We start from the raw sequence: 22,934 nt of genomic DNA on the forward strand, positions 1-22,934 counted from the left end.
GAGGGCTTGGCGCCTAGTGGACGCCCAGCCAGCTCTCGATGGGGTTGAGGGCGAAGTAGACGATGAAGATCACCGTCAGGCCCCACATGAAGGCACCGATCTCACGGGCCTTGCCCTGGGCGATCTTGATGGCGACCCAGGAGATGACGCCCGCCGCGACACCGGTGGTGATGGTGTACGTGAAGGGCATCAGCACGACGGTCAGGAAGACCGGGATGGCGGTGGCGCGGTCGGCCCAGTCGACGTGCCGGGCGTTCATCATCATCATCGCTCCGATGACGACGAGTGCGGCGGATGCGACTTCCTGCGGCACGATCGCGGTGACCGGCGTGAAGAAGAGGCAGGCCGCGAAGAACAGTCCGGTGACGACCGAGGCGAGGCCCGTACGGGCGCCTTCGCCGACGCCGGTGGCGGACTCCACGAAGACGGTCTGGCCGGAGCCGCCCGCCACACCGCCGATGGCGCCGCCTGCGCCGTCGATGAACAGCGCCTTGGACAGGCCGGGCATCCGGCCCTTGTCGTCGGCGAGCTTGGCCTCGGTGCCGACGCCGATGATGGTGGCCATCGCGTCGAAGAAGCCGGCCAGCACCAGGGTGAAGACGATCATGCCGACGGTCATCGCGCCGACCTCGCCCCAGCCGCCGAACTCGACGTCGCCGAAGAGCGAGAAGTCCGGTGTGGAGACCGCGCTGCCCTTCAGTTCGGGGGCGCCGTTCGCCCACTGCTTCGGGTCGATCACGTCCAGCGCGTTGAGCAGGACGGAGACGATGGTGCCGGTGACGATGCCGATCAGGATCGCGCCGGGGATGTTGCGCGCCTGCAGCATGAAGATGAGGAGCAGGGTGGCCGAGAAGATCAGTACGGGCCAGCCCGCGAGCTCACCGGCGGGGCCGAGCGTGAGCGGGGTCGCCTTGCCGGGGTGCACGAAGCCGCCCTTGACGAGGCCGATGATGGCGATGAACAGGCCGATGCCCATGGTGATGCCGTGCTTGAGGGCGAGCGGGATCGCGTTCATGATCATTTCGCGTAGCCCGGTGACCACCAGGAGCATGATCACGACGCCGTACATCACACACATGCCCATGGCCTGCGGCCAGGTCATCTCGGGTGCGACCTGCGAGGCGATCACACCGGACACGGAGAGTCCGGCGGCCAGGGCGAGCGGCACCTTGCCGACGAAGCCCATCAGCAGGGTGGTGACCGCCGCGGCCAGTGCCGTCGCGGTGACCAGGGCCTTCTGGCCCATGGTGTCCCCGGCCACGTCCTTGCCGGACAGGAGCACGGGGTTGAGCAGGACGATGTAGGCCATCGCCATGAAGGTGGTGATGCCGCCGCGCACTTCACGTGCGACGGTCGATCCCCGCAGGGATATGTGAAAGTACCGGTCCAGCCAAGACCTGCCGGCCGGAACACGCGAGCCGTTGCCCGCGTCCTCCGCCGTGGTCTTCGGCTCCGTTGACTGCTGGGTCATGGTGCCTAACTCCCAAGGTTCAAAGGGGCACCCGCATCAGGCTTCCGACATGGTTGTGCCTGTGGAGACTGCGGGATTTGGGATGGTGCGTTGGCTGCACGACCCGGGGGACGGCCCGAGACGAACTGGGGCTCCTGAGAGCCTGGGTACTGCGTGGGTACTGCGCTGACCGCGAGCGGTGCGGTACTGGTGATCTCCGGGCGGCACAGGCAGCGGAAGTGTGACGTTCCATGGGAGGCACGGTGCCGCCCGGAGAGTTCGTGGTGGAGGGGGCTCGGGGGACGAAGTCCCCCGAAAGAAATCTCTCCCTGCTCCCCTCCCGGGAGGGGCTACGCGCCGGTGAGGTGCTCGGGGCGTACCGGCGTCCTGTTCAGTTCCAGACCCGTCGCGTTCCGGATCGCCGCGAGGACGGCCGGGGTCGAGGACAGGGTCGGGGCCTCGCCGATGCCGCGCAGCCCGTACGGGGCGTGCTCGTCGGCGAGTTCGAGCACGTCGACGGGGATCGTCGGCGTGTCGAGGATGGTCGGGAGCAGGTAGTCCGTGAAGGACGGGTTCCTGACCTTCGCCGTCTTGGGGTCGACGACGATCTCCTCCATCACCGCGACGCCCATCCCTTGGATGGTGCCACCCTGGATCTGGCCGATGACGGAGAGCGGGTTGAGCGCCTTGCCGACGTCCTGGGCGCAGGCCAGTTCGATGACCTTGACCAGGCCGAGCTCGGTGTCGACCTCGACGACGGCGCGGTGCGCGGCGAACGAGTACTGCACGTGGCCGTTGCCCTGGCCGGTGACCAGGTCGAAGGCGACGGTGGGCCGGTGGCGCCACTCCTCCTCGATCTCGACGACCTCACCCTCGAGGATGTCGACGAGATCGGCGAGGACCTCGCCGCCGTCGGTGACGACCTTGCCGCCTTCGAGCAGCAGCTCGGCCGTCGCCCACGCCGGGTGGTACGAGCCCTTCTTGCGCCGGCCGATCTCCAGGACCTTCTCGCGCACCAGCTCACAGGCGTTCTTGACGGCGCCGCCGGTGACGTACGTCTGACGGGACGCGGACGTCGAACCGGCCGAGCCCACCTGGGTGTCGGCGGGGTGGATGGTCACCTGCGTGACACCGAGCTCGGTACGGGCGATCTGGGCGTGCACGGTGACGCCGCCCTGGCCGACCTCGGCCATCGCGGTGTGCACGGTGGCGACGGGCTCGCCGCCCACGACCTCCATGCGGACCTTGGCGGTCGAGTAGTCGTCGAAGCCCTCGGAGAAGCCGACGTTCTTGATGCCGACCGCGTAGCCGATGCCGCGTACGACGCCTTCGCCGTGCGTGGTGTTGGACAGACCGCCGGGCAGCTGACGTACGTCGGAGCCCTCGCTGGACTCCCACTGGCGCTCGGGCGGCAGCGGCATGTCCCGGACGCGGCGCAGCAGTTCGGAGACCGGGGCCGGGGAGTCGACCGGCTGCCCGGTCGGCATGATGGTCCCCTGCTCCATGGCGTTCAGCTGCCGGAACTCGATCCGGTCCATGCCGAGCTTGTCGGCCAGCTTGTCCATCTGCGCCTCGTAGGCGAAGCACGCCTGGACCGCGCCGAAGCCGCGCATGGCGCCGCAGGGCGGGTTGTTGCTGTAGAGGGCGATGGCCTCGATGTCGACGTCGTCGATCACGTACGGACCGACCGACAGGGACGAGGCGTTGCCGACGACCGCCGGGGAGGCCGAGGCGTAGGCGCCGCCGTCCAGGACGATCTTGCACTTCATGTGCGTGATCTTGCCGTCCTTGGTGGCGCCGTGCTCGTAGTAGAGCTTCGCCGGGTGACGGTGCACATGGCCGAAGAAGGACTCGAACCGGTTGTAGACGATCTTGATCGGCTTGCCGGTGCGCAGCGCCAGGAGGCAGGCGTGGATCTGCATCGAGATGTCCTCGCGACCGCCGAAGGCACCGCCGACGCCGGAGAGCGTCATGCGCACCTTCTCCTCGGGCAGGCCGAGGACTGGGGCGATCTGCCCGAGGTCCGAGTGCAGCCACTGGGTGGCGACGTACAGCTCGACACCGCCGTCCTCGGACGGCACGGCGAGACCGGACTCCGGGCCGAGGAAGGCCTGGTCCTGCATGCCGAAGGTGTACTCGCCCTTGACGATGACGTCGGCCTTCTTGGCGGCCTCGGCCGCGTCGCCGCGGATGATCGGCTGGCGGTGCACGATGTTCGGGTGCGGGACGTGACCGATGTGGTGGTCGTCGCGGTTCTCGTGCACGAGGATCGCGTCGGGAGCGGTCGCGGACGCCTCGTCCGTGATGACCGGCAGCTCGCGGTACTCGACCTTGATCTTGGCGGCGGCGCGGCGCGCGGTCTCCGGGTGGTCGGCGGCCACGATGGCGACCGGCTCACCGTGGTGACGGACCTTGCCGTGGGCGAGCACCGGGGTGTCCTGGATCTCCAGGCCGTAGTGCTTCATCTCGGCGGGCAGGTCGTCGTACGTCATGACGGCGTAGACGCCGCTCATCGCGAGGGCCTCGGAGGTGTCGATCGACACGATCTCGGCGTGCGCCACGGTGGAGCGCAGGGCCTGGCCCCACAGCATGTCCTCGTGCCACATGTCCGAGGAGTACGCGAACTCTCCGGTGACCTTCAGGGTGCCGTCGGGCCGCAGCGTCGACTCGCCGATGCCGCCCTTGGTCTGCGACCCCTGGGTGATCTGCGTGGGGGCGCCGGTCGTACGGGTGGATGTTCCCATGATCAGACCGCACCTTCCTGAAGTCCCTGACGATCCTGGCGCGCGGCGGCGAGGCGCACCGCGTCCAGGATCTTCTCGTAACCGGTGCAGCGGCAGAGGTTGCCGGAGAGCGCCTCGCGGATGTCGGCGTCCGTCGGCTGCGGGTTGCGCTCCAGCATCTCGTCGGCCGCGACGAGCAGACCGGGGGTGCAGAAGCCGCACTGGACGGCGCCGGCGTCGATGAACGCCTGCTGGATCGGGGAGAGTTCGGTGCCCTCGCCCGTCTGGCCGTCGGTGCCCTCGGCCTGCCAGCGCTGGGCGCTGTCCAGGGAGACACCGCAGGCGCCGGAGGCGCAGCCGCCGCCCGGGTGGGCGTCCTCGCGGTGCTTGGCGTAGTCCGCCAGGCCCTCGACGGTGGTGACCTCACGGCCCTCCACCTGTCCGGCCGCGACCAGGCACGAACACACCGGCACGCCGTCGAGACGGACGGTGCAGGAACCGCACTCGCCCTGCTCACAGGCGTTCTTCGAACCGGGAAGCCCCATGCGCTCACGGAGCACGTACAGAAGGGACTCGCCCTCCCAGACGTCATCGGCTTCCTGCTGACGGCCATTGACCGTGAAGTTGACACGCATTACGCGACTCCCTCAGTGCTGCGGCCCTTGCCGCGGTACGTCTCCCAGGTCCAGCCGAGCGTGCGGCGGGCCATGATCCCGACGGCGTGCCGGCGGTAGCTCGCCGTGCCGCGTACGTCGTCGATCGGGTTGGCGGCGCCGGAGGCCAGCTCCGCGAACTGCTTGGCGATCGAGGGGGTGATGATCTTCTTGTTGTCCCAGAAGCCGCCCTCCTCGAGCGCCGCGTTCAGGAACTCCTCGGCGGCCTTGGCCCGGATGGGCGTCGGGGCGGCGGAACCGATGCCGGTCCGCACGGTCCGGGTCTCCGGGTGCAGCGCGATGCCGAAGGCGCACACGGCGATGACCATGGCGTTGCGGGTGCCGACCTTCGAGTACTGCTGCGGGCCGTCCGCCTTCTTGATGTGGACGGACTTGATCAGCTCGTCGGGGGCGAGCGCGTTGCGCTTGACACCAGTGTAGAAGTCGTCGATCGGGATCAGGCGGGAGCCGCGGACGGACTCCACCTCGACCTCGCAGTCGGCGGCCAGCAGAGCCGGGTGGGCGTCACCGGCCGGGGATGCCGTGCCGAGGTTGCCGCCGACGCCGCCGCGGTTGCGGATCTGCGGGGAGGCGACCGTGTGCGAGGCGAGCGCGAGACCGGGAAGCTCGGTGCGCAGCTCCTCCATGATCTGGGTGTACGGGACAGAGGCGCCCAGCTGGACCGTCTCCTCGCCCACCTCCCACTCGCGCAGCTCGACGATGCGGTTGAGGTCAAGCAGGTACTCGGGACGACGGTGGTCGAAGTTGATCTCGACCATCACATCGGTGCCACCCGCAATCGGCACAGCTGTCGGGTGCTCGGCCTTGGCGGCGAGCGCCTCCTCCCAGCTGGCGGGGCGAAGGAAGTCCATGAGGCTCTCTTCTTCGTATCGTGGGTCGTTCGTTCGAGGTGTTCCAGCCAAGCGGGCCGGACGCCTCTCGACTGCTCGTTCATGTGCTGTTAACGCGGAGTGGGCCAAGTACACCGCCCGGTCGGCCGGTGGGGGCAGTAACCGAAACCATGAAGGAGTTGGCTGGCCAAGCCGCGCGTCTTGTAGATTCGTATGAAGAACGGCCCTCAGTAACCTCGCGGCTTCCCCCTGGAAACCGGAGATGCCCCAGGGCACAGGGCCCCGGGTCGACAGATCCGCACTGCCTGTACATCCCATTCGAGACAGATCGGCGGCGACTACACCATGCGGCTGCGCGCACTCCTTGACACCGACGCGCTGGGCCTGCGGCTGCTCGGCGGCGAGGACGAGCTGGACCGCACCGTGCGCGGTGTGATGACCACGGACCTGCGGGACCCCAGCCGCTATCTGGCGGGCGGCGAGCTGGTCCTCACGGGCCTCGCCTGGCGCCGGGACGCCGGGGACACCGAGCCCTTCGTGCGCATCCTCGCGAGCGCCGGGGTGGCCGCGCTCGCCGCCGGTGAGGCGGAGCTCGGGGACATTCCCGACGACATCGTCGAGGCCTGCGCGCGGCACCGGCTCCCGCTGTTCGCGGTGAACGAGCGGGTGGCCTTCGCGACGATCACCGAGCACGTCGTGCGCCAGGTGTCCGGCGAGCGGGCCGGTGACCTCGCGGCGGTCGTGGACCGGCACCGCCGCCTGATGACCTCGGGCCCGGCGGGCGGCGGCCCCGACGTCGTCCTCGACCTGCTCGGCTCCGACCTGGACCTGCGGGCCTGGGTGCTCTCCCCCGCCGGCCGCGCGATCGCCGGGTCGAGCGCGGCGGGGCCCGCCCTGCCCACGGAGATCTGCGCGCGCCTCGCGGGCGAGCACCTGGCGGCGGCGCGGACCGGGCGGCGCGGGCCGCACCGGGTGCTCGTGGACGGCGTGACGTACTCGCTGTTCCCCATTCGGAGCAGCGGGCGCGGGTCGGGTTCGGCGCCCGCGGGGACGGCGGGCTCGCGCGACGTGCGCGAGACGGTGCTCTCGGACTGGCTGCTCGCGGTCGAGGCCGACGCGGGCGACTGGCCCGAGGAGCGGCTCGACCTGCTGCAGGGCGTGACCCAGCTGATCGCGGTCGAGCGGGACCGGCGCGACGCCGCCCGCACGGTGCGGCGCCGGCTCGCCCAGGAGGTCCTCGAACTGGTCCAGACGGGCGCGGCGCCCGCGGAGATCGCCGCCCGCCTCCGGGTGGCCGCTCCCGTGCTGCTGCCCGGCCTCGGCGCGGCCCCGCACTGGCAGGTCGTGGTGGCCCGCGTCGAGTGGGACGGCGGCGAGATCGAGGGCGGGCCCGTGGCCCAGTCCCTGCTGGAGGAGATCCTCGTCGACCCGCTGTCGGCGGGCCCCGAGCCGTCCGACCGGATCGCGGTGGCCCATACGGGTGACGAGGCGATCGCGCTGGTGCCGCTGCCCGCGGTGTCATCGGAGCACGACGGCTCCGAGACGGGGCTGCTCGCGGACTCCCTGCTCGCCTCCGTCCGCGACCCGCTCTCGGCGGGCCTCGACGGCGACGGGCGGCTCACCCTCGGCGTCAGCGCCTCCGTGCACTCGGCGGAGGGGCTGCGCGGCGCCCTGGAGGAGGCGCGGCACGCCCGCCGAGTCGCCGCCGCGCGCCCCGGCCGGGTCTGCGCCGCCGGCCACCAGGAACTGGCCTCGCACGTACTTCTCCTCCCCTTCGTGCCGGACGACGTCCGCAGGGCGTTCACGGCCCGGCTCCTGGACCCGCTGCGCGATTACGACCGGCGCCACCGCGCCGAGCTGATCCCGACCCTGGAGGCGTTCCTCGACTGCGACGGTTCGTGGACCCGGTGCGCGGCGCGGCTGCACCTGCACGTCAACACGTTGCGCTACCGCGTCGGCCGTATCGAGCAGTTGACGAGTCGTGACCTCTCGCGGCTCGAGGACAAGCTGGATTTCTTCCTGGCACTGCGGATGAGCTGAGATCGGGGGCGGCCGTCAAACCCCTTTCATGGCACGCCCTTTGTGAAATCTTTCACCCAGCCCCTTGGCCGCGCCCGCCGATCCATGCTGAGATGCGCCCACGACTCAACAGCTCAATGGCGTGCTCGGGGAGGGCAACGTGGCGCATACCGCCATGTCTGGTACGGGAACGACTGCAGGGGACGATCCACTCCAGACCGCGGTATGGCGGCTGCGCTCGCGCGGCTGTTGGACCGACGCGGCCGCGCTGCTCGCCTCACGGGAGGGAGCTGCCGCGGCGATCCAGAGAACGTCACTCCTGATCGAGCGCTGCCTCTTCACGGGCGACGGCTGGGGCGAGGCCGAGGACGGCCTGCGGACGGCGGAGGCACTGGCCGTCGACGACGACGACCGGGGCGCGGCGGCCTGTGAGCGGGGGCAGTTGGCGTACGCCGCCACGGTGCTCGCGGTGCGGGACCGGGCGGACGAGGCGCGTACCGCACTCGGCCGGGCGGCGGCGCTGCTCGCCCCGAACGCTCCGGGCCGGCCGCTGCTCGACTTCCGCCGCGGCCTGGTCGCCGAGCACCTGGCGGACTCACCTCAGGCGGCCCGAGCGGCGTACCGCAGGGCACACGCGGGCGCGACGGCCCACGGCGATTCCCTGCTCCTGTCCTTCACCTGGCGCCACCTGGCCGGACTCGCCCTGCGGGAAGGGGAGTTGGCGGAGGCGAGGCACGGTTTCGCGGAGTCCCTGCGCATCCGGGAGGAACTCGGCTACCTGGTCGGCACGGCCCCCGCGCTCGCGGCCCTCGCGGACGCGGAACCGGAACCGGAGGCGGGCCGGCTGCGCGCCGAAGCGGCCCGCCTGTTCCGCCTGATGGGCGGCGTCCCGTCCTGGCTGGCCCAACACCTGACACCACCGGCACCGGCGGCGTGAGGCCGGCCGGGGCGGGGTCCGCCTCCGGTGCGGCCCGCTAGGCCCCCGCCCCCGCGAAGTGCTCCCGTACCAGCGACTGGACCACCGGCAGATCGCGGGCGACGAGGGCCTCCAGGAGGGCCGTGTGTTCCGCCGCGTCGGCGATCAGGTCGGCGCGGCGGCCCGAGACGGGGCCGCTGACCAAGGGCCACTGCGAGCGGCGGTGCAGGTCGTCCGCCACTTGGACCAGCTGCTGGTTGCCCGACAGGGACAGCACCGCACGGTGGAAGGCGCGGTCCGACTCCGCGTAGCGGGCCAGATCGCCGCCGGCCGCCGCCACGACAGTCGCCTCGGCCAGGGGACGCAATTCACACCACCGGGAGGCAGGCACGCTGCGGGCCAGCCGCAGCATCACCGGCACCTCGATCAGCGCCCGCACCTCCGCCAGCTCCCCCAGCTCCCGGGCGCTCCGCTCGGTCACCCGGAAGCCCCGGTTCGGCACGACCTCCACCGCGCCCTCGATGGCGAGCTGCTGCATCGCCTCGCGGACGGGGGTCGCCGAGACGCCGAAGCGCTCGCCGAGCACCGGCGCCGAGTACACCTCGCCGGGCGCGAGATCACCGCCGACCAGCGCCGCGCGCAGCGCGTCGAGCACCTGCCCGCGGACCGAGCTGCGCTGCACGACCGGCTTGCGCGGCGCGGGGGGCGCGGGGGGCGCCTCCACGTGCGTGTGCTCACCACGGGCAGCTCCCGGCTGCTCCGGCACACGGACGGCGAGGCGGTACGCGTCATGCGCCCTGGCCTGCTCCACGAGGTCCACCCCAAGTCCGCTCGGTCCGAAAGGTACGAGAGGCACCATAGGCGGACAGCCCCGCAGTTGAAACCTCGATCACATCGGGTAAGGTAAGGCTAACCTGCAATCGATCGTGATTCGGCGGTCCCCGCATGCACGTTCCCACCTCGGCCACCCGCGCCCCGAGCGCCCTCGCGGACGCCTACGCCCGCCTCACCGAGGTGTTCCCCGGCCTGCGCGTGACCGAGCTGGGCGAGGCGGAGCAGGCCCCACAGGGCGACGGCTGGGTCACCGCCGCCCGGCTCGCGGAGGGCGGGGCCGACCTCGACGCGTTCTTGGAGTGGGACGCGGCACAGGTGCTGAAGGACTACGGACAGGCGGGACGGCCGGACGTCATCGCCAGTTTCGGGCTCCACCGGTACGCGTGGCCCGCCACGCTGATGATCACGCTGCCCTGGTTCCTGCACCGCCGCGTCCCCCGCTATCCCGTCCGGGACGTCGCCTTCCAGCGCACCCTGGGCCGGATGGCCGTCCGCGCGGAGAGCTTCGCCTGTCTGCCGGGCGACCCGGCGGCCACCCTGCCCGGCGCCCGTGTCGTACCGGACGAGGAGGCCCTGCGCGCGGAGGTGCGGGCCGCCGTCGCCGACCACCTGGGACCGCTGCTCGACGCCTTCGGGCCCCGGATGCGGCGCCGCTCGCGCGCCCTGTGGAGCGTCGCCACGGACGAGATCGTCGAGGGGCTCTGGTACGTCGCCCATCTCCTCGGCGAGGAGCGGCGCGCCACACGGGAGCTGGAGCTGCTGCTGCCGGGCGCCACCAAGCCGTACGTCGGGACGGCGGGCTTCCGGGAGCTGACGGGGCCGAACGGCGAGTCCCTGCCGACCCGCGACCGGGCAAGCTGCTGCATGTTCTACACACTGCGCCCCGAGGACACCTGCGTGACCTGTCCGCGCACCTGTGACGCCGACCGCGTCACCCGGCTCAGCGCCGCTGCCTGAAGCCTGCCGCGAACCGCAGCCACTCTCCCTTGAACCACCCCTTCGTGTCCGATTAATCGAACTCAACTCCCCTTTCCATCAGCTGAGTTCGAGCAAAACGGCGCGCGCCGCACCCCTTTGCACCCCCCTACGCGTTCTCTTGCCCCGAAACCCCTCTGAGGGCCACCGGGATTGGGTCAATATGGCGCCCGAACGCCCTACCGCGACGCAAGGGACCCCAGATGAGACTGACCGACATATCGCTGGACTGGCTGCTTCCGGGCGGCGTCCTGCTCCTGGGCATGCTGGTCGCGGTGGCGGTACTCGCACGCGGCAAGCGCGCCGGACAGAAGACGGCCGCCGGTGCCTTGAGCGACGACTCGTGGGAACGCAGCGAGGAGCGCCGAAGGCGCAAGGAAGCGGTCTATGGAACGGCCTCGTACGTGCTGCTGTTCTGCTGTGCGGCGGTCGCCGCCGCCCTCTCCTTCCACGGCCTGGTCGGCTTCGGCCGGCAGAACCTCAACCTCTCCGGCGGCTGGGAGTACCTGGTCCCCTTCGGGCTCGACGGGGCGGCGATGTTCTGCTCCGTGCTCGCCGTGCGCGAGGCGAGCCACGGTGACGCGGCGCTCGGCTCGCGGCTCCTGGTGTGGACGTTCGCCGGAGCGGCCGCCTGGTTCAACTGGGTGCACGCGCCCAGGGGCCTCGGCCACGCGGGCGCCCCGCAGTTCTTCGCGGGGATGTCGCTCTCGGCCGCGGTGCTCTTCGACCGCGCGCTGAAGCAGACCCGCCGGGCGGCCCTGCGCGAACAGGGCCTGGTACCAAGGCCGTTGCCGCAGATCCGGATCGTACGGTGGCTGCGCGCGCCCCGCGAGACCTTCGGCGCCTGGTCGCTGATGCTGCTCGAAGGCGTCCGCACGCTCGACGAGGCGGTCGAGGAGGTGCGCGAGGACCGGCGCGAGAAGGAGCAGACCCGTACCCGCAGGCGGGACCGGGAGAAGCTGGAGCGCGCGCAGCTGAAGGCGATCAGCCGCGGCCACCGCGGGCTCCCCGGACGTGCCGCGCCGCGCCAGGTCGACCTGCAGCCGATGGCGCCCGCCGCAGGGTCCGCGCAGGTCGGCGCGGACCCTGCAATAGCGCAGCAGGAACAGTTGCCGCTGCGCGCCCGACCCTCCCTCCAGGCCGTCAAGAGCGGTTCTGAACCCGTCACCCCGGTGACCGTCGACCTCACCGCCGAGGACGACACACAGACCCTGCCGCGGCTCGACTCCCTGGAGCAGAAGCTCAAGGACCTCGAGCAGCAGTTCGGCTGATGTCACAGAGGCTGGACGGAAGCCGGACGGCGGCCCGGATCAGACCGGGCCGCCGTCCAGTTCGAACCACACCACCTTGCCCACCCCGTGCGAGCGCACGCCCCAGGCGTCGGCGAGCGACTGGACGAGGACCAGACCCCTGCCGTGCGTACCGTCGTCGGCGTTCGGTACCCGCAGCTTGGGGCGGCGCCCCACGAAGTCCCTGACCTCGACCCGCAGCCTGCCGGGCCCCACGGTCGCCGTCAGAATGGCGTCGTGATCGGTGTGCACCAGTGCGTTCGTGACCAGTTCGCTGGTCAGCAGCTCGGCTATGTCGGATCTTCCCGGTTTCCCCCAGGCCCGCAGGAACTCACGCAGCGCCCCGCGCACCTCGGAAACCGCCCTCAGGTCTGATCGCCCCAATCTGCGCCGGAGTTGAGCCCGGCCGGGCTCCCCCACGGAATCGCCGCTCGGCTCATCCCGTACGTTGGGTGACGCCGTCCCGGATCGAATGGGACCGCCCCCTCTTACCTGCCTAGTCATGGCCCCCGCCCACAAAACGAGTCCTGTTCCTTCCTGCTCGAACGCGCTCACGCAATGCATGCCCCACTCGGTTGGCCGCACTCATGTTCATGAATCAACCAAGGGCACGGATGCGCCCGCTCCCGGCGGGGAAGTGAAGCCGTGGACCATGCCCGTCCGAGCCCGACGAGGAGCCGCCGTGCACGACGACCGACTGTTGGTTGAGGAACGCCTGGAGCGCGCCCTGCGGCAGTTCATCCGCCCCGCCCAGTACACGGACCGGGTGCCGCTGGCCCTCTCCGTCTGGCACGCGCCGGGTGAACCCGTGCCGGTGGCCGAGGCGCTGAAGGCCTCGTACGAGCCCTTCGAGACCGGCACAGAGTGGGGACGGCCCTGGTCAACCAGTTGGTTCAGGCTCCGGGGCGAGGTGCCGGAAGGCTGGCGCGGGCGGCGCGTCGAGGTGGTCGTCGACCCCGGCTTCACGGGTGACGGACCCGGCTTCCAGGCCGAGGGTCTGGTGTACGACGCCGCGGGCGTCCCCCTCAAGGGCGTTCACCCGCGCAACCGGTACGTCCCCGTGGCGGCCCCCGCGCAGGGCGGCGAGCCGGTGAGTCTGCTCCTGGAGGCGGCGGCCAATCCGGCGGTTCTGCACGACTTCACGCCGACCCCACTCGGCGACGTACTGACCGCCGGCGATCGCCCCATCTACCGATTCGCCTCTGCCGACCTCGCCGTACTGGACGAGGAGGTCTGGCAGTTGACCTTGGACATCGAGGTCCTGTCGGAGCTGATGCATGAGCTGGATCCGGCCCGCCCGCGCCGTCATGAGATCCTGCGCGCCCTGGAGCGTGCGCTCGACGCGCTCGATCTGCACGACGTGCCGAGCACGGCGGCGGCCGCCCGCGCCGAGCTGGCCGGGGTCCTGGCGAGCCCGGCCCATGCCAGCGCGCACCGGGTCTCGGCGGCCGGGCACGCACACATCGACTCGGCCTGGCTGTGGCCGCTGCGCGAGACGGTCCGCAAGGCGTCCCGCACCTTCGCCAATGTCACGGCCCTCGCCGAGGACTATCCGGAGCTGGTCTTCGCCTGCTCCCAGGCCCAGCAGTACGCCTGGGTCAAGGAGCACCAGCCGCACATCTGGGAGCGGATCAAGAAGGCGGTCACGGACGGCACTTGGGCGCCGGTGGGCTCGATGTGGGTCGAGTCGGACGCCAATATGCCGGGCGGCGAAGCCCTGGCCCGGCAGATCACGCACGGGACGCGGTTCTTCCGCGAGGAACTGGGCGTCGAGACGGAGGAGATCTGGCTGCCGGACTCCTTCGGATACACCGCCGCCTTCCCGCAGTTGGCGAAGCTCGCGGGCATCCGCTGGTTCCTCACCCAGAAGCTGAGCTGGAACCAGTCCAACAAGATGCCGCACCACACCTTCTGGTGGGAGGGCGTCGACGGCACCCGCGTCTTCACCCACTTCCCGCCGGTGGACACCTACAACTCCCAGTTCCACGGCGCCGAACTCGCCCACGCGGAACGTAACTTCACCGAGAAGGGCCACGCTTCCCGCTCCCTGGTGCCGTTCGGCTGGGGCGACGGCGGGGGCGGCCCCACCCGCGAGATGATGGAGAGGGCGCGCCGCCTGCGCTCCCTGGAGGGTTCGCCGCGCGTCGAGATCGAGCGCCCTTCGGCGTTCTTCGCCGCCGCCGAGGAGGAGTACGGGGCACAGGCCCCCGTCTGGTCCGGCGAGCTGTACCTGGAGCTGCACCGCGCGACATACACCACCCAGGCGGCGACCAAACGCGGCAACCGCCGCAGCGAACACGCGCTGCGCGAGGCCGAGTTGTGGTGCACCGCGGCCTCGCTCAGGGACCCGTCGTACGCGTACCCCCATGAAGCCCTCGACCGGCTGTGGAAGACCGTGCTCCTGCACCAGTTCCACGACATCCTGCCGGGTTCGTCGATCGCCTGGGTGCACCGCGAGGCCCGCGACACCTACGCGGCCGTGCTCACCGGGCTCGATGCGATCACCGCGGAGGCGGCGCGCGCACTTGGCGCCTCCGGCGGCGCGGGCGAGCCCGCCGTGCTCAACGCTTCGCCCTACGCCCGCAGCGAGGTCGTCACGACCGAAGACGGGGCCCTGGTGCATGTGAACGTCCCCGCGCTCGGGACGCAGAGCCTGGCCGTGGCGGCGGGGCACACCCGCGGCCCTGGCGCCGGAGTGACGGCTCGACTCGCCGAAGGAATCATCGAGTTGGCGAACGAACACCTCCGTGTCACCGTCGACGCGGACGGCCTGCTGACCTCCGTACGCGATCTGGACGCGAACCGCGAGGTCCTCTCGCCCGGGGCGCGCGGCAACCTCCTCCAGCTGCATCCGGACCATCCGACGCACTACGACGCCTGGGACCTCGACCGGCACTACCGCAACAGGCACACCGACCTCACGGACGCCGAGTCCGTCGAGCTGGTGGAGCAGGGGCCGCTGCGGGTCGCCGTGCGCGTGGTGCGGGCCTTCGGGTCATCGCGCATCATCCAGGAGATCCGGCTCGCGGCGGGCAGCCGACGGATCGACGTCGTCACGGACGTCGACTGGCGGGAGTCGGAGAAGGTGCTCAAGGCGGCCTTCCCGCTGGACGTGCACGCCGAACGGTCCGCCGCCGAGATCCAGTTCGGGCATGTGCACCGGGCCACGCACGCCAACACCGGCTGGGACGCGGCCCGTTTCGAGATCTGCGCGCACCGCTGGCTGCGGGTCGCGGAGGAGGCGTACGGAGTGGCGGTGCTCAACGACTCGACGTACGGCCATGACGTGACGCGCACGCCCCACGAGAGCGGGCTCGGCACGACCGTGCGCCTGACGCTGCTGCGCGCCCCGCACAGCCCGGACCCGGAGACGGACCTCGGCACGCACCGCTTCACCTACGCCCTGCTGCCGGGCGCGAGCACGGGCGACGCGGTCGCGGAGGGCCTGGCGCTGAATCTGCCGCTGCGGGTCGCCGACGCACCCGTACTGCCGTCGTTGGTGAGCGTCGACAATCCGGCGGTGACGGTGGAGTCGGTGAAGCTCGCCGACGACGGGAGCGGCGATGTCGTGGTGCGGCTCTACGAATCGCGGGGCGGGCGCGCGGCGGCCGTCCTGACCACGTCGTTCGCGGTGCGGCAGGCCGAGGTGACGGATCTCCTGGAACGGCCGCTCGGCTCTGCCGAGACCGGCAGCGCGGGCCTCGCGCTGTCCCTGCGGCCGTTCCAGATCCTGACACTGCGGCTGACGCCGGTGCGCTGACAGGACGTCAGGGGCGGGGCACGTTCCGCAGGTTGGAGCGTGCCATCTGGACCATGCGGCCCACACCGCCGTCCAGGACGATCTTGCTGGCGGAGAGCGCGAAGCCCGTCACCATCTCGGAGCTGATCTTGGGCGGGATGGAGAGGGCGTTCGGGTCGGTGACGATGTCGACGAGGGCGGGGCCCTTGTGCGCGAAGGCGTCCTTCAGGGCGCCGGCGAGCTGCTTGGGCTTCTCCACCCGTACGCCGTAGGCACCGCAGGCGCGGGCCACAGCGGCGAAGTCGGGGTTGTGGTTGGCCGTGCCGAACGACGGGAGACCGGCCACCAGCATCTCCAACTCGACCATGCCCAGGGACGAGTTGTTGAAGAGGACGACCTTCACCGGCAGGTCGTACTGGACGAGGGTGAGGAAGTCGCCCATCAGCATGGAGAATCCGCCGTCGCCCGACATCGAGACGACCTGCCGCTTCCGGTCGGTGAACTGCGCGCCGATCGCCTGCGGCAGCGCGTTGGCCATCGAGCCGTGGCTGAACGAGCCGATGATGCGGCGCTTGCCGTTCGGCGAGATGTAGCGCGCCGCCCAGACGTTGCACATGCCGGTGTCGACGGTGAACACGGCGTCCTCGGCGGCGAGTTCGTCGACGACGGACGCGACGTACTCGGGGTGGATCGGGATGTGCTTCTCGACCTTGCGCGTATAGGCCTTGATGACGCCTTCGAGCGCGTCCGCGTGTTTCTTCAGCATCCTGTCGAGGAAGCGCCGGTTCGCCTTGGCCATGACGCGCGGCGTCAGACAGCGCAGGGTCTCGCGTACGTCGCCCCAGACGGCGAGATCCAACTTCGAGCGGCGGCCCAGACGTTCGGGCCGCACGTCGACCTGAGCGATCTTGACGTCGTCGGGCAGGAAGGCGTTGTACGGGAAGTCCGTGCCCAGCAGGATCAGGAGATCGCACTCGTGGGTGGCCTCGTAGGCGGCGCCGTAGCCGAGGAGCCCGCTCATTCCGACGTCGAAGGGGTTGTCGTACTGGATCCATTCCTTGCCGCGCAGCGCGTGGCCCACCGGGGACTTGATCTTCTCGGCGAACTCCATGACCTCGGCGTGCGCGCCCGCCGTGCCGCTGCCGCAGAACAGGGTGACCTTGTCGGCCTCGTCGATCATCGCGGCGAGCCTCTCGATCTCCGCGTCGCCGGGGCGCACGGTCGGCCGTGAGGTGACCAGCGCGGTCTCGGCGGCCTTGTCCGGGGCCGGCTGGTCGGCGATGTCGCCGGGCAGCGTGACGACGCTGACGCCGCTCTGGCCGATCGCGTGCTGGATGGCCGTCTGGAGCAGCCGGGGCATCTGCTTCGGGTTGGCGATCATCTCGCTGTAGTGGCTGCACTCGCGGAAGAGCTGGTCCGGATGCGTCTCCTGGAAGTAGCCGAGACCGATCTCGCTCGAAGGGATGTGCGAGGCCAGGGCGAGGACCGGGGCCATGGAGCGGTGCGCGTCATACAGGCCGTTGATCAGGTGCAGATTGCCGGGGCCGCAGGAGCCGGCGCAGACGGCGAGGCTGCCGGTGATCTGCGCCTCGGCGCCCGCGGCGAAGGCGGCGGTCTCCTCGTGCCGCACCTGGATCCAGTCGAGTCCCTTGGTCCGGCGGATGGCGTCCACCACGGGGTTGAGGCTGTCGCCCACGACTCCGTACAGGCGCTTGACGCCCGCGCGGACGACGATGTCGACGAACTGCTCGGCGACGTTCTGCTTGGCCATGGCTTCACGAACCCTTCGGTCCCCTTGAGTCCCTACGAGTCTCCTGGGGTCCATGAATTCACAGAGCGGGCGCTCACGCCTCCCAAACTGCCGCCGCGGTTCTGTCGTCCGCGTACCCCTTCACCCTGACCTGGATGTCCCCGAGGAAGTCCGCGAGGCCGGGCGGACCGCCGTCCGACCACCGCTGGGTGAGGTGTCCCGCCAGCTCGGGCTCGCCGCGCAGGGGCTCGGCGAGGCCCCCGCTGCACAGCAGCAGCGCGTCACCCGGCCGGGCGACGGAGGCGCGGAAGCGGAACGGCTCGCGGGGCGGCGGCTCGGGCGCCGGTTCGTAGGGACTGGGCGGCGTGATGATCCCCATGTCCATGGTGAGCCGGTCGCCCTCGGGGGTCTCCGAAGGCACCGAGCCGAAGCCGACGACCGGCGGTCCCGGTTCGCCCGCGGGGTCGGAGACGCGCGGCTCTATGTCCTGCCACTCCCCGTCCCTCAGGCGGAAGAGCCCGCCGCCGCCGACGCCGAAGAAGACGCGCGTACGGCAGTCCGGGTCGGCCGGGAGCAGCAGGCAGCGCAGGGAAGCGGCGTACTCCTCGGGGTCGACGCCCAGGTCGGCGGCCTGCGCGCGGAGCTTCCCGAGGCTGCGGTCGGTCAGGCGGTGCAGTCCGCTCTTCAGGTCGCCGCGCCGGGCGGCCTTGATGTCCTCGGCGAGCCGCTGATGGCTGCGGCCCACGGCGCGGCCGATCCAGCCGCAGGCGTCGGCCGCCGCCCGGTGGGCGCCGGGCGTGGCCCGCGCGCCGGTGGCCATGGCGACCAGGATCAGGGCGTTCTCCCCCGTCCCGAACCGGGCGGTGAGCAGCGAGTCGCGGCGCGGCTCGCCGCGGAAGCGCGCGGAGTCGCCGCGCACGGAGACGGCCCGCAGGGTGGAGGTCCCGTACCGGGCGCCGTCCAGGACGGTGTCGGCGACCAGGTCGCCGAGGTCGTCGGGGTCGGCGGCGGGCAGCACGGTGGGCTCCGCGTCGTACGTGGGCGGTCCGTCACCCACATAGTCGACGGCGCGGCGCGGCTCGGGCCGGAGAGGGGCGGGTTTCGCCGGCTCTTCGGTGCGTCCGGGCGGCGGGGGCGGTTCTTCGGTACGTCCGCTCGGCGGCGGCCCGGCGGATTCGTCGGGCGGGCGGGGCGCGGGGACGGCGGTGGTGGTGTGGCCGGGCGGGGTCTGCGCCGCGGGCGGCTTCGGTCCCGTCGCGAAGGTCACCGGGCCGGTGGGGGCCGCGGGCGGCTCCCAGGGTGCGGTGTGGCGGGTGCGGGCGGGGCCCGCCGGGCGGGCGTCACGCGGGGCTGCCGGCTGCTCCGGGGCGGACGGCTGCTCCGGGGCGGACGGCTGCTCCGGGGCGGACGGCTCGCGCGGGGGCTGCGACGGCTCGCGGTGGGCAAACGGTTCGCCGGTCGGCGGCTCGCCCGGAGGCGGCGGTGCACCGGTGGACGGCTCGCTCCGGTCGCCCGGGGTGCGTGGCCCGAACTGGTCGCCGGCCCCGCGCCGTTCGGCGGAAGCCGGCGGCACGCTCTCCGCCTCCGTCGGCGGCACGACGGTTCCGGCGGATGCCGAGACCGCCGAGGCGAATCTGTCGTCCAGGGTGTCGGCCACCTGTGCGGGGCCCGTGTCGGGTGCGGAGTCGTCGTAGAGCTGACCCCACCAGTCGTCTTCCTGGCCGGAGGCCTCGCTGTGCCTCTCCCCCTGCTGGCTCATGCCCCTATTGTCCACCGCACGGGCCGTACGAAAACGGTGCATCCGGAAATTCCGGCCGTCCGGGGGCGGATTGAGGCCGCCGGGCGGGCCCACCCCCCACGGGAGGACCGCCCGGCGGTGTCTATGTGACTAACGCACGTCGTAGGCGCGCGCCACGGTTTGCGTGACGGAACTGTTGTTCGCGTCCGTCAGTTCGGTTTTGAGCCAGACCTGCTTGCCCGCGGCTCCCGCGTGGTCGACGGTGGCGGTCCACGCCTCGCCGTCGGCGGAGGTCTCGGCCTTCGTCCAGGTCTTGCCCTCGTCGTACGAGTAGGACAGGGCCGCCGACTTGATCGCTCCGGGCTCGTATCCGGCGTGTCCGGTGGCGGTCAGGGTGAGGCGCTGACCGTCCTTCGCGGCAAGGGTCTTGAGTCCGTCCTCCGGCAGTCCGACGCGCGGGAAGAGCATCGGGATGCCCTGCGAGTAGGCCTCCTCGTCCAGGTGCGAGCGGAACGACCAGGTGGTCTCCGTGGCGGTGGACCGCTGCCAGACCTTCGAGCCGATCTTCCTTGTGCTGAGGGTGAGTTCGTACGCCGAGTCCTCGGCCGGCACCGTGAACACCCCGAACGGCCAGCCGGACTGCCCGACGGGCTCCCCGTTCCGCTTCAGTGCCACCGAGCCGATGTCACCGAACCCGCCCTGGATTCCCGCGTGTTCGGCGTCGGACCAGAAGCCGGGCGCGACCCCGATCAGATTCCCCTGCCGCTCGCCGGCGAGGGCCTGCTTCCCCTCGGCGTCGCGCGGCGTGCCGGGCGCGAGGACTCCGTCGTACCAGGTCTCGGCGCGCCGCTCGCCCTCCTTGTACGTACGCACCGGGTCGACCATGAACTCCCCGTACGGGAAGCTGCTGGAGACCTGGTGGCTCCAGCCGGTCGAGCCGGGCGAGTAGTACTCGGTGCGCTTGCCGGGGGCGGGGACGGAGTCGAGGCTGCCGAAGTAGATCTCGAGTCCCGTGGGACGGACGGCGGACGGAATGTCCACGTAGTCCGTCGCCGTGCCCATCGCGCGGTAGGCCGCCTCGTTCGCGGCGAGGTCCTTGTCCCGCACCCGGTAGGCGCGGTCGTCGCGGATCTGGCCGGTCTCGGGGAAGGCGAGGTTGTAGACGTAGGGGCTCTTGGCGGTCGCCTTCCACTTCAACTCGACTGTTCCCGAGCCGAGTTGGGCGAGCAGGTCCGCCGCCTCGTCCGACTGGACGGCGAGCACCGGGAGCGGGGAGCCGGTGAGGCCGACGGACGGGTACCAGCGGCCGGGGGACGGGCGGTGGGCGAGGACCGCGAGGGCCCCGGCCTGCTTGGCGTCGGCGGCCACCTTGGCCGCGCCGCCGTCGTCCGGGACCTCGACGAGGGCGATCCTGTCCTTGACCCCGGCGGCGGCCAGCTCCTCCGGCGTACCGGACTTGGCGTCGACGAGCGCTGCCGTGCCGGTGCCGTCGAGGTTGGCGGAGCCGGTGGACGCGGTCACCGGGTGCAGCGATTCGCCGCCCACGACGGCGAGTTCGGAGATCTGGGGTGCGGCGGCGCGCCAGTAGCTGCCGGACTCGAAGGTGCCGTCGGCGGGCTTGCCCTCGACGGACTGGTAGTAGGCGCGGATCGTGCGGGGACCGGCGGCGGTGCCCGCGTGCAGCCAGCCGTCCCTGCCCCAGGTGCGGGCGAACGCGAGGGTGGCGCCGCGCACTTCGGTCGGCCTGTCGGCCCTGACGGTGAGGCGGTGGGCCTTGCGGGCGTCCAGCGTGACCGTCATGTCCTTCTTCACCTCGACCTGCGGGCGGGCCAGGTGGGTGAGGGAGTCGGTGAGCCTGCTGCCCGCGCTGTCCGGCGTGGTGACGAAGCCGGTCAGGAAGTAGTTGCCGGGGCGGACCTGGTACGTCTGGTCGTTCACGCCCTCGTTGAAGCGGCGCTCGCCGGTCGCGTCGTCCGTGCCGATGAGGTCGACCGACGACTGACCGTCAGCGGGCTTTCCGTCGCGGTCGATCAGCTTCACGCGGAGGCTGACGGTCTCGGGCTGCACGTAGAGCGAGAAGGGCGTGGAGACGCGCACTCCGTCGGCGGTCGCGAGGACCCGGCCCGTGACGTCGCCGTACTGGGCGCGCGTGAGGTCCGCGGTGGGGTCGAGCTTCAGCGGGACCTCGACGCTCGCGCCCGCCGGGACCGTCACGGAGCGTTCGCCGAGCCGGGCGACGGAGGAGCGCACCGGGGAGCCGTCGTTGCCGGTGACGCCCTTGACGGCGAGCTTCAACTCCACTGCCTTGTCGGTGGTGTTGATGTAGGGGACGTCGACCGAGGTGCGGTCCGACGCGTCCTGTGGCCAGCCGAAGCCGCCGCCCTGCACTGCGGGCGAGCCGAGCACCTTCTGGTCGACGGCGGCCTTCACGTCGAGCCTGCCGCCGCCCGTCTCGCGTACGTCGCCGGGGATACCGCTGTCGGCGGACGAGACGAGGGCCGACTTGATCTGCCCCGCGGTCCAGTCCGGGTGGGCCTGCTTGACCAGGGCCGCGGCGCCCGCGACATGCGGGGTCGCCATCGACGTTCCGCTCATGGACTGGTACGCGTAGATCCCCCGGCCACCGGCAGCGGCGGCGGAGATGGCGACGCCCGGCGCGGCGATCTCCGGCTTGAGGGTGTGCGATCCGTACACGGGGCTGCGGCTGGAGAAGTACGCCGTCGAGTCGTCGCGGTCGACGGCGCCGACGGTGAGGACGCTCGGCGCGCAGCCGGGCGAGGACACGGAGTTGAGGGCCGGGCCCGTGTTGCCCGCCGCGATGACGAAGAGGGTGTTCTGTGCGGACCGCGCGAGCTCCTCGGTGGCGGTGCTCATGGGGTCGGAGCAGTCCGTCCGCGCCGGGTTGCCGAGGCTCATCGAGACGACGTCGGCCTTCTGGTCTACGGCCCACTGCATGCCCGCGATGATCCATGAAGTGGCGCCCGAGCCACCGTCGTTGAGGACCTTGCCGTGCAGCAGCTCGGCGCCCGGGGCGACGCCCTTCTTCTTGCCGTCGCTCGCCGCGCCGGTGCCGCCGACCGTGGAGGTGGTGTGGGTGCCGTGGCCCTGGCGGTCCTCGTTGTCCGGGGAGTCGGTGAAGTTCTTCGTCGCGCCGATGCGGCCCTTGAGGTCGGGGTGTTCGGCGTCGGCGCCGGTGTCGAGGACGGCGACCTTGGTGCCCTTGCCGTCGTAGCCCGCGGCCCAGGCTTCGGGCGCATGCACTTGCTTCGTCGACTGGTCGAGGGTCGCCTCGACCTTGGCGTCGAGCCAGAGCTTCTTCAGGTCGCCCGTGGCACGTGACGCGGCACGGGACTTGGGGGACGCGATGTCCGCCCAGAACTCGGCGGCCTTCTTCTTGTCGGCCTTCAGGGCGACGCCGTCGACGGGTTCGAGGACCGGGCCGCGCTCGGCGCCGCGCGGGACGGGCGGCAGCGAGCGCGTGACGTCGACGGACTTGTCGTACACGGCGATGAGCGGCAACTGCTTCGCGTGGGCGTCGTCGTAGCCCTGCCGGACGAGCCCCGTGACGTTGAACAGCTCCTCGTCGACGCGGCCTTCGGCGATCGCGTGGACGGCGCCCTCGGGATAGACGTACAGATCCTTGCCGGACTGCCGGGTCTGGATGAGCGGCACACTGCCGTCGGCTCCGGGCAGCGCGCTCGCGCCCGCGCGGGCCTTGGCGTCGCCGCCCTTGCCGTCGCCGCCCTTGCCTTCGGACGACACTAGGATGCGGTCGCCGGTGACGAGGGTGACGACGGAGCTGCCCTCGCCGCGTGGGGCACTGCCCACCAATGGACTCGTGTCAGCCGTCGCACGTGGCTCGGCCACGGACGGCGCCGCCGCGGTGACGGCGAGGACGGCGGCGGACGCCGCCCCCAACGCCGTACGCGATATCGGACGCATCGCTCTCCCCAGGGTTGACGGGCTGCTGCATGACTGCATGACCGCAGGACGAACC

14 protein-coding genes are annotated in these 22,934 nt (G+C 71.5%); 5 read left to right on the forward strand and 9 right to left on the reverse strand.

All coding sequences use genetic code 11. The features are described 5' to 3' along the window. Window positions 1-13: 13 nt before the first annotated feature. The 4 genes from ACIBKX_RS14495 to ACIBKX_RS14510 all read right to left on the reverse strand — a co-directional run bounded on the left by ACIBKX_RS14495 (window position 14) and on the right by ACIBKX_RS14510 (window position 5,698). Entirely contained in the window at window positions 14-1,471 is a 1,458-nt protein-coding gene (locus ACIBKX_RS14495) for an NCS2 family permease (RefSeq protein WP_363272118.1), read from the reverse strand. Window positions 1,472-1,800: 329 nt separating this feature from the next. Then, on the reverse strand, window positions 1,801-4,194 hold the full coding sequence (locus tag ACIBKX_RS14500) for a molybdopterin cofactor-binding domain-containing protein (RefSeq protein ID WP_363272119.1): 2,394 nt from the start codon (window positions 4,192-4,194) through the stop codon (window positions 1,801-1,803). 2 nt (window positions 4,195-4,196) lie between these two features. Then, window positions 4,197-4,808: a (2Fe-2S)-binding protein gene (locus ACIBKX_RS14505; RefSeq protein WP_363272120.1), complete on the reverse strand. Its 612-nt coding sequence runs from the start codon at window positions 4,806-4,808 to the stop codon at window positions 4,197-4,199. Beyond that, window positions 4,808-5,698, reverse strand: coding sequence for a xanthine dehydrogenase family protein subunit M (locus ACIBKX_RS14510; protein ID WP_363272121.1), 891 nt, complete (start codon window positions 5,696-5,698; stop codon window positions 4,808-4,810). Before ACIBKX_RS14510 ends, ACIBKX_RS14505 begins: the two co-directional genes overlap by 1 nt. A 324-nt stretch (window positions 5,699-6,022) precedes the next feature. Between ACIBKX_RS14510 and ACIBKX_RS14515 the strand changes: the two genes are divergently transcribed. Both ACIBKX_RS14515 and ACIBKX_RS14520 read left to right on the forward strand, forming a co-directional pair. After that, a complete protein-coding gene (locus ACIBKX_RS14515) occupies window positions 6,023-7,717 on the forward strand; it encodes a PucR family transcriptional regulator ligand-binding domain-containing protein (RefSeq protein WP_363272122.1) in 1,695 nt (564 codons plus the stop codon). A 154-nt stretch (window positions 7,718-7,871) separates the two neighbouring features. Further along, window positions 7,872-8,633: a hypothetical protein gene (locus ACIBKX_RS14520; protein WP_363272123.1), complete on the forward strand. Its 762-nt coding sequence runs from the start codon at window positions 7,872-7,874 to the stop codon at window positions 8,631-8,633. 37 nt (window positions 8,634-8,670) lie between these two features. Here the strand turns inward: ACIBKX_RS14520 and ACIBKX_RS14525 are convergent, their stop codons facing one another. Next, window positions 8,671-9,471, reverse strand: a complete 801-nt coding sequence (locus tag ACIBKX_RS14525) for a GntR family transcriptional regulator (RefSeq protein WP_399375767.1) — start codon at window positions 9,469-9,471, stop codon at window positions 8,671-8,673. 86 nt (window positions 9,472-9,557) lie between these two features. Here ACIBKX_RS14525 and ACIBKX_RS14530 point away from each other — a divergent pair, with 86 nt between their 5' ends. Together ACIBKX_RS14530 and ACIBKX_RS14535 are read left to right on the forward strand one after the other, a co-directional pair. Then, on the forward strand, window positions 9,558-10,403 hold the full coding sequence (locus ACIBKX_RS14530; protein WP_363272125.1) for a (2Fe-2S)-binding protein: 846 nt from the start codon (window positions 9,558-9,560) through the stop codon (window positions 10,401-10,403). Window positions 10,404-10,624: 221 nt separating this feature from the next. Further along, the gene (locus ACIBKX_RS14535) at window positions 10,625-11,692 is read left to right on the forward strand and encodes a DUF2637 domain-containing protein (RefSeq protein WP_363272126.1); all 1,068 of its coding nucleotides are present in this window, start codon (window positions 10,625-10,627) and stop codon (window positions 11,690-11,692) included. A gap of 39 nt (window positions 11,693-11,731) precedes the next feature. Here ACIBKX_RS14535 and ACIBKX_RS14540 read toward each other — a convergent pair whose 3' ends face one another. Next, entirely contained in the window at window positions 11,732-12,214 is a 483-nt protein-coding gene (locus ACIBKX_RS14540; protein WP_363272127.1) for an ATP-binding protein, read from the reverse strand. Window positions 12,215-12,392: 178 nt separating this feature from the next. On the opposite strand from ACIBKX_RS14540, the gene ACIBKX_RS14545 reads away from it, so the two are divergent. Further along, on the forward strand, window positions 12,393-15,470 hold the full coding sequence (locus tag ACIBKX_RS14545; RefSeq protein ID WP_363272128.1) for a glycoside hydrolase family 38 C-terminal domain-containing protein: 3,078 nt from the start codon (window positions 12,393-12,395) through the stop codon (window positions 15,468-15,470). Between the two features lie 7 nt (window positions 15,471-15,477). Here the strand turns inward: ACIBKX_RS14545 and ACIBKX_RS14550 are convergent, their stop codons facing one another. From ACIBKX_RS14550 to ACIBKX_RS14560, 3 genes are all read right to left on the reverse strand, one after another. Next, window positions 15,478-17,220 carry a pyruvate dehydrogenase gene (locus tag ACIBKX_RS14550; RefSeq protein ID WP_363272129.1) on the reverse strand — a complete coding sequence of 581 codons (1,743 nt, stop codon included), beginning with the start codon at window positions 17,218-17,220 and terminating at the stop codon, window positions 15,478-15,480. Between the two features lie 73 nt (window positions 17,221-17,293). Continuing rightward, window positions 17,294-18,958: a protein phosphatase 2C domain-containing protein gene (locus ACIBKX_RS14555; protein WP_363272130.1), complete on the reverse strand. Its 1,665-nt coding sequence runs from the start codon at window positions 18,956-18,958 to the stop codon at window positions 17,294-17,296. A 129-nt stretch (window positions 18,959-19,087) separates the two neighbouring features. Beyond that, window positions 19,088-22,879 (reverse strand): S8 family serine peptidase, encoded by a 3,792-nt coding sequence (locus ACIBKX_RS14560; RefSeq protein WP_363272131.1) that lies wholly within the window; start codon window positions 22,877-22,879, stop codon window positions 19,088-19,090. Window positions 22,880-22,934 lie beyond the last annotated feature (55 nt).

Origin of the sequence: Streptomyces sp. NPDC050658, from assembly GCF_044457025.1 — a bacterium.
Taxonomy (GTDB): domain Bacteria; phylum Actinomycetota; class Actinomycetes; order Streptomycetales; family Streptomycetaceae; genus Streptomyces.

What these genes read in the sequence shown, in the direction of transcription:
- ACIBKX_RS14495 (WP_363272118.1), bottom strand. Translation starts at nt 1,471, where the DNA reads ATGACCCAGCAGTCAACGGAGCCGAAGACCACGGCGGAGGACGCGGGC.
- ACIBKX_RS14500 (WP_363272119.1), bottom strand. Translation starts at nt 4,194, where the DNA reads ATGGGAACATCCACCCGTACGACCGGCGCCCCCACGCAGATCACCCAG.
- ACIBKX_RS14505 (WP_363272120.1), bottom strand. Translation starts at nt 4,808, where the DNA reads ATGCGTGTCAACTTCACGGTCAATGGCCGTCAGCAGGAAGCCGATGAC.
- ACIBKX_RS14510 (WP_363272121.1), bottom strand. Translation starts at nt 5,698, where the DNA reads ATGGACTTCCTTCGCCCCGCCAGCTGGGAGGAGGCGCTCGCCGCCAAG.
- ACIBKX_RS14515 (WP_363272122.1), top strand. Translation starts at nt 6,023, where the DNA reads ATGCGGCTGCGCGCACTCCTTGACACCGACGCGCTGGGCCTGCGGCTG.
- ACIBKX_RS14520 (WP_363272123.1), top strand. Translation starts at nt 7,872, where the DNA reads ATGTCTGGTACGGGAACGACTGCAGGGGACGATCCACTCCAGACCGCG.
- ACIBKX_RS14525 (WP_399375767.1), bottom strand. Translation starts at nt 9,471, where the DNA reads ATGGTGCCTCTCGTACCTTTCGGACCGAGCGGACTTGGGGTGGACCTC.
- ACIBKX_RS14530 (WP_363272125.1), top strand. Translation starts at nt 9,558, where the DNA reads ATGCACGTTCCCACCTCGGCCACCCGCGCCCCGAGCGCCCTCGCGGAC.
- ACIBKX_RS14535 (WP_363272126.1), top strand. Translation starts at nt 10,625, where the DNA reads ATGAGACTGACCGACATATCGCTGGACTGGCTGCTTCCGGGCGGCGTC.
- ACIBKX_RS14540 (WP_363272127.1), bottom strand. Translation starts at nt 12,214, where the DNA reads ATGACTAGGCAGGTAAGAGGGGGCGGTCCCATTCGATCCGGGACGGCG.
- ACIBKX_RS14550 (WP_363272129.1), bottom strand. Translation starts at nt 17,220, where the DNA reads ATGGCCAAGCAGAACGTCGCCGAGCAGTTCGTCGACATCGTCGTCCGC.
- ACIBKX_RS14555 (WP_363272130.1), bottom strand. Translation starts at nt 18,958, where the DNA reads ATGAGCCAGCAGGGGGAGAGGCACAGCGAGGCCTCCGGCCAGGAAGAC.
- ACIBKX_RS14560 (WP_363272131.1), bottom strand. Translation starts at nt 22,879, where the DNA reads ATGCGTCCGATATCGCGTACGGCGTTGGGGGCGGCGTCCGCCGCCGTC.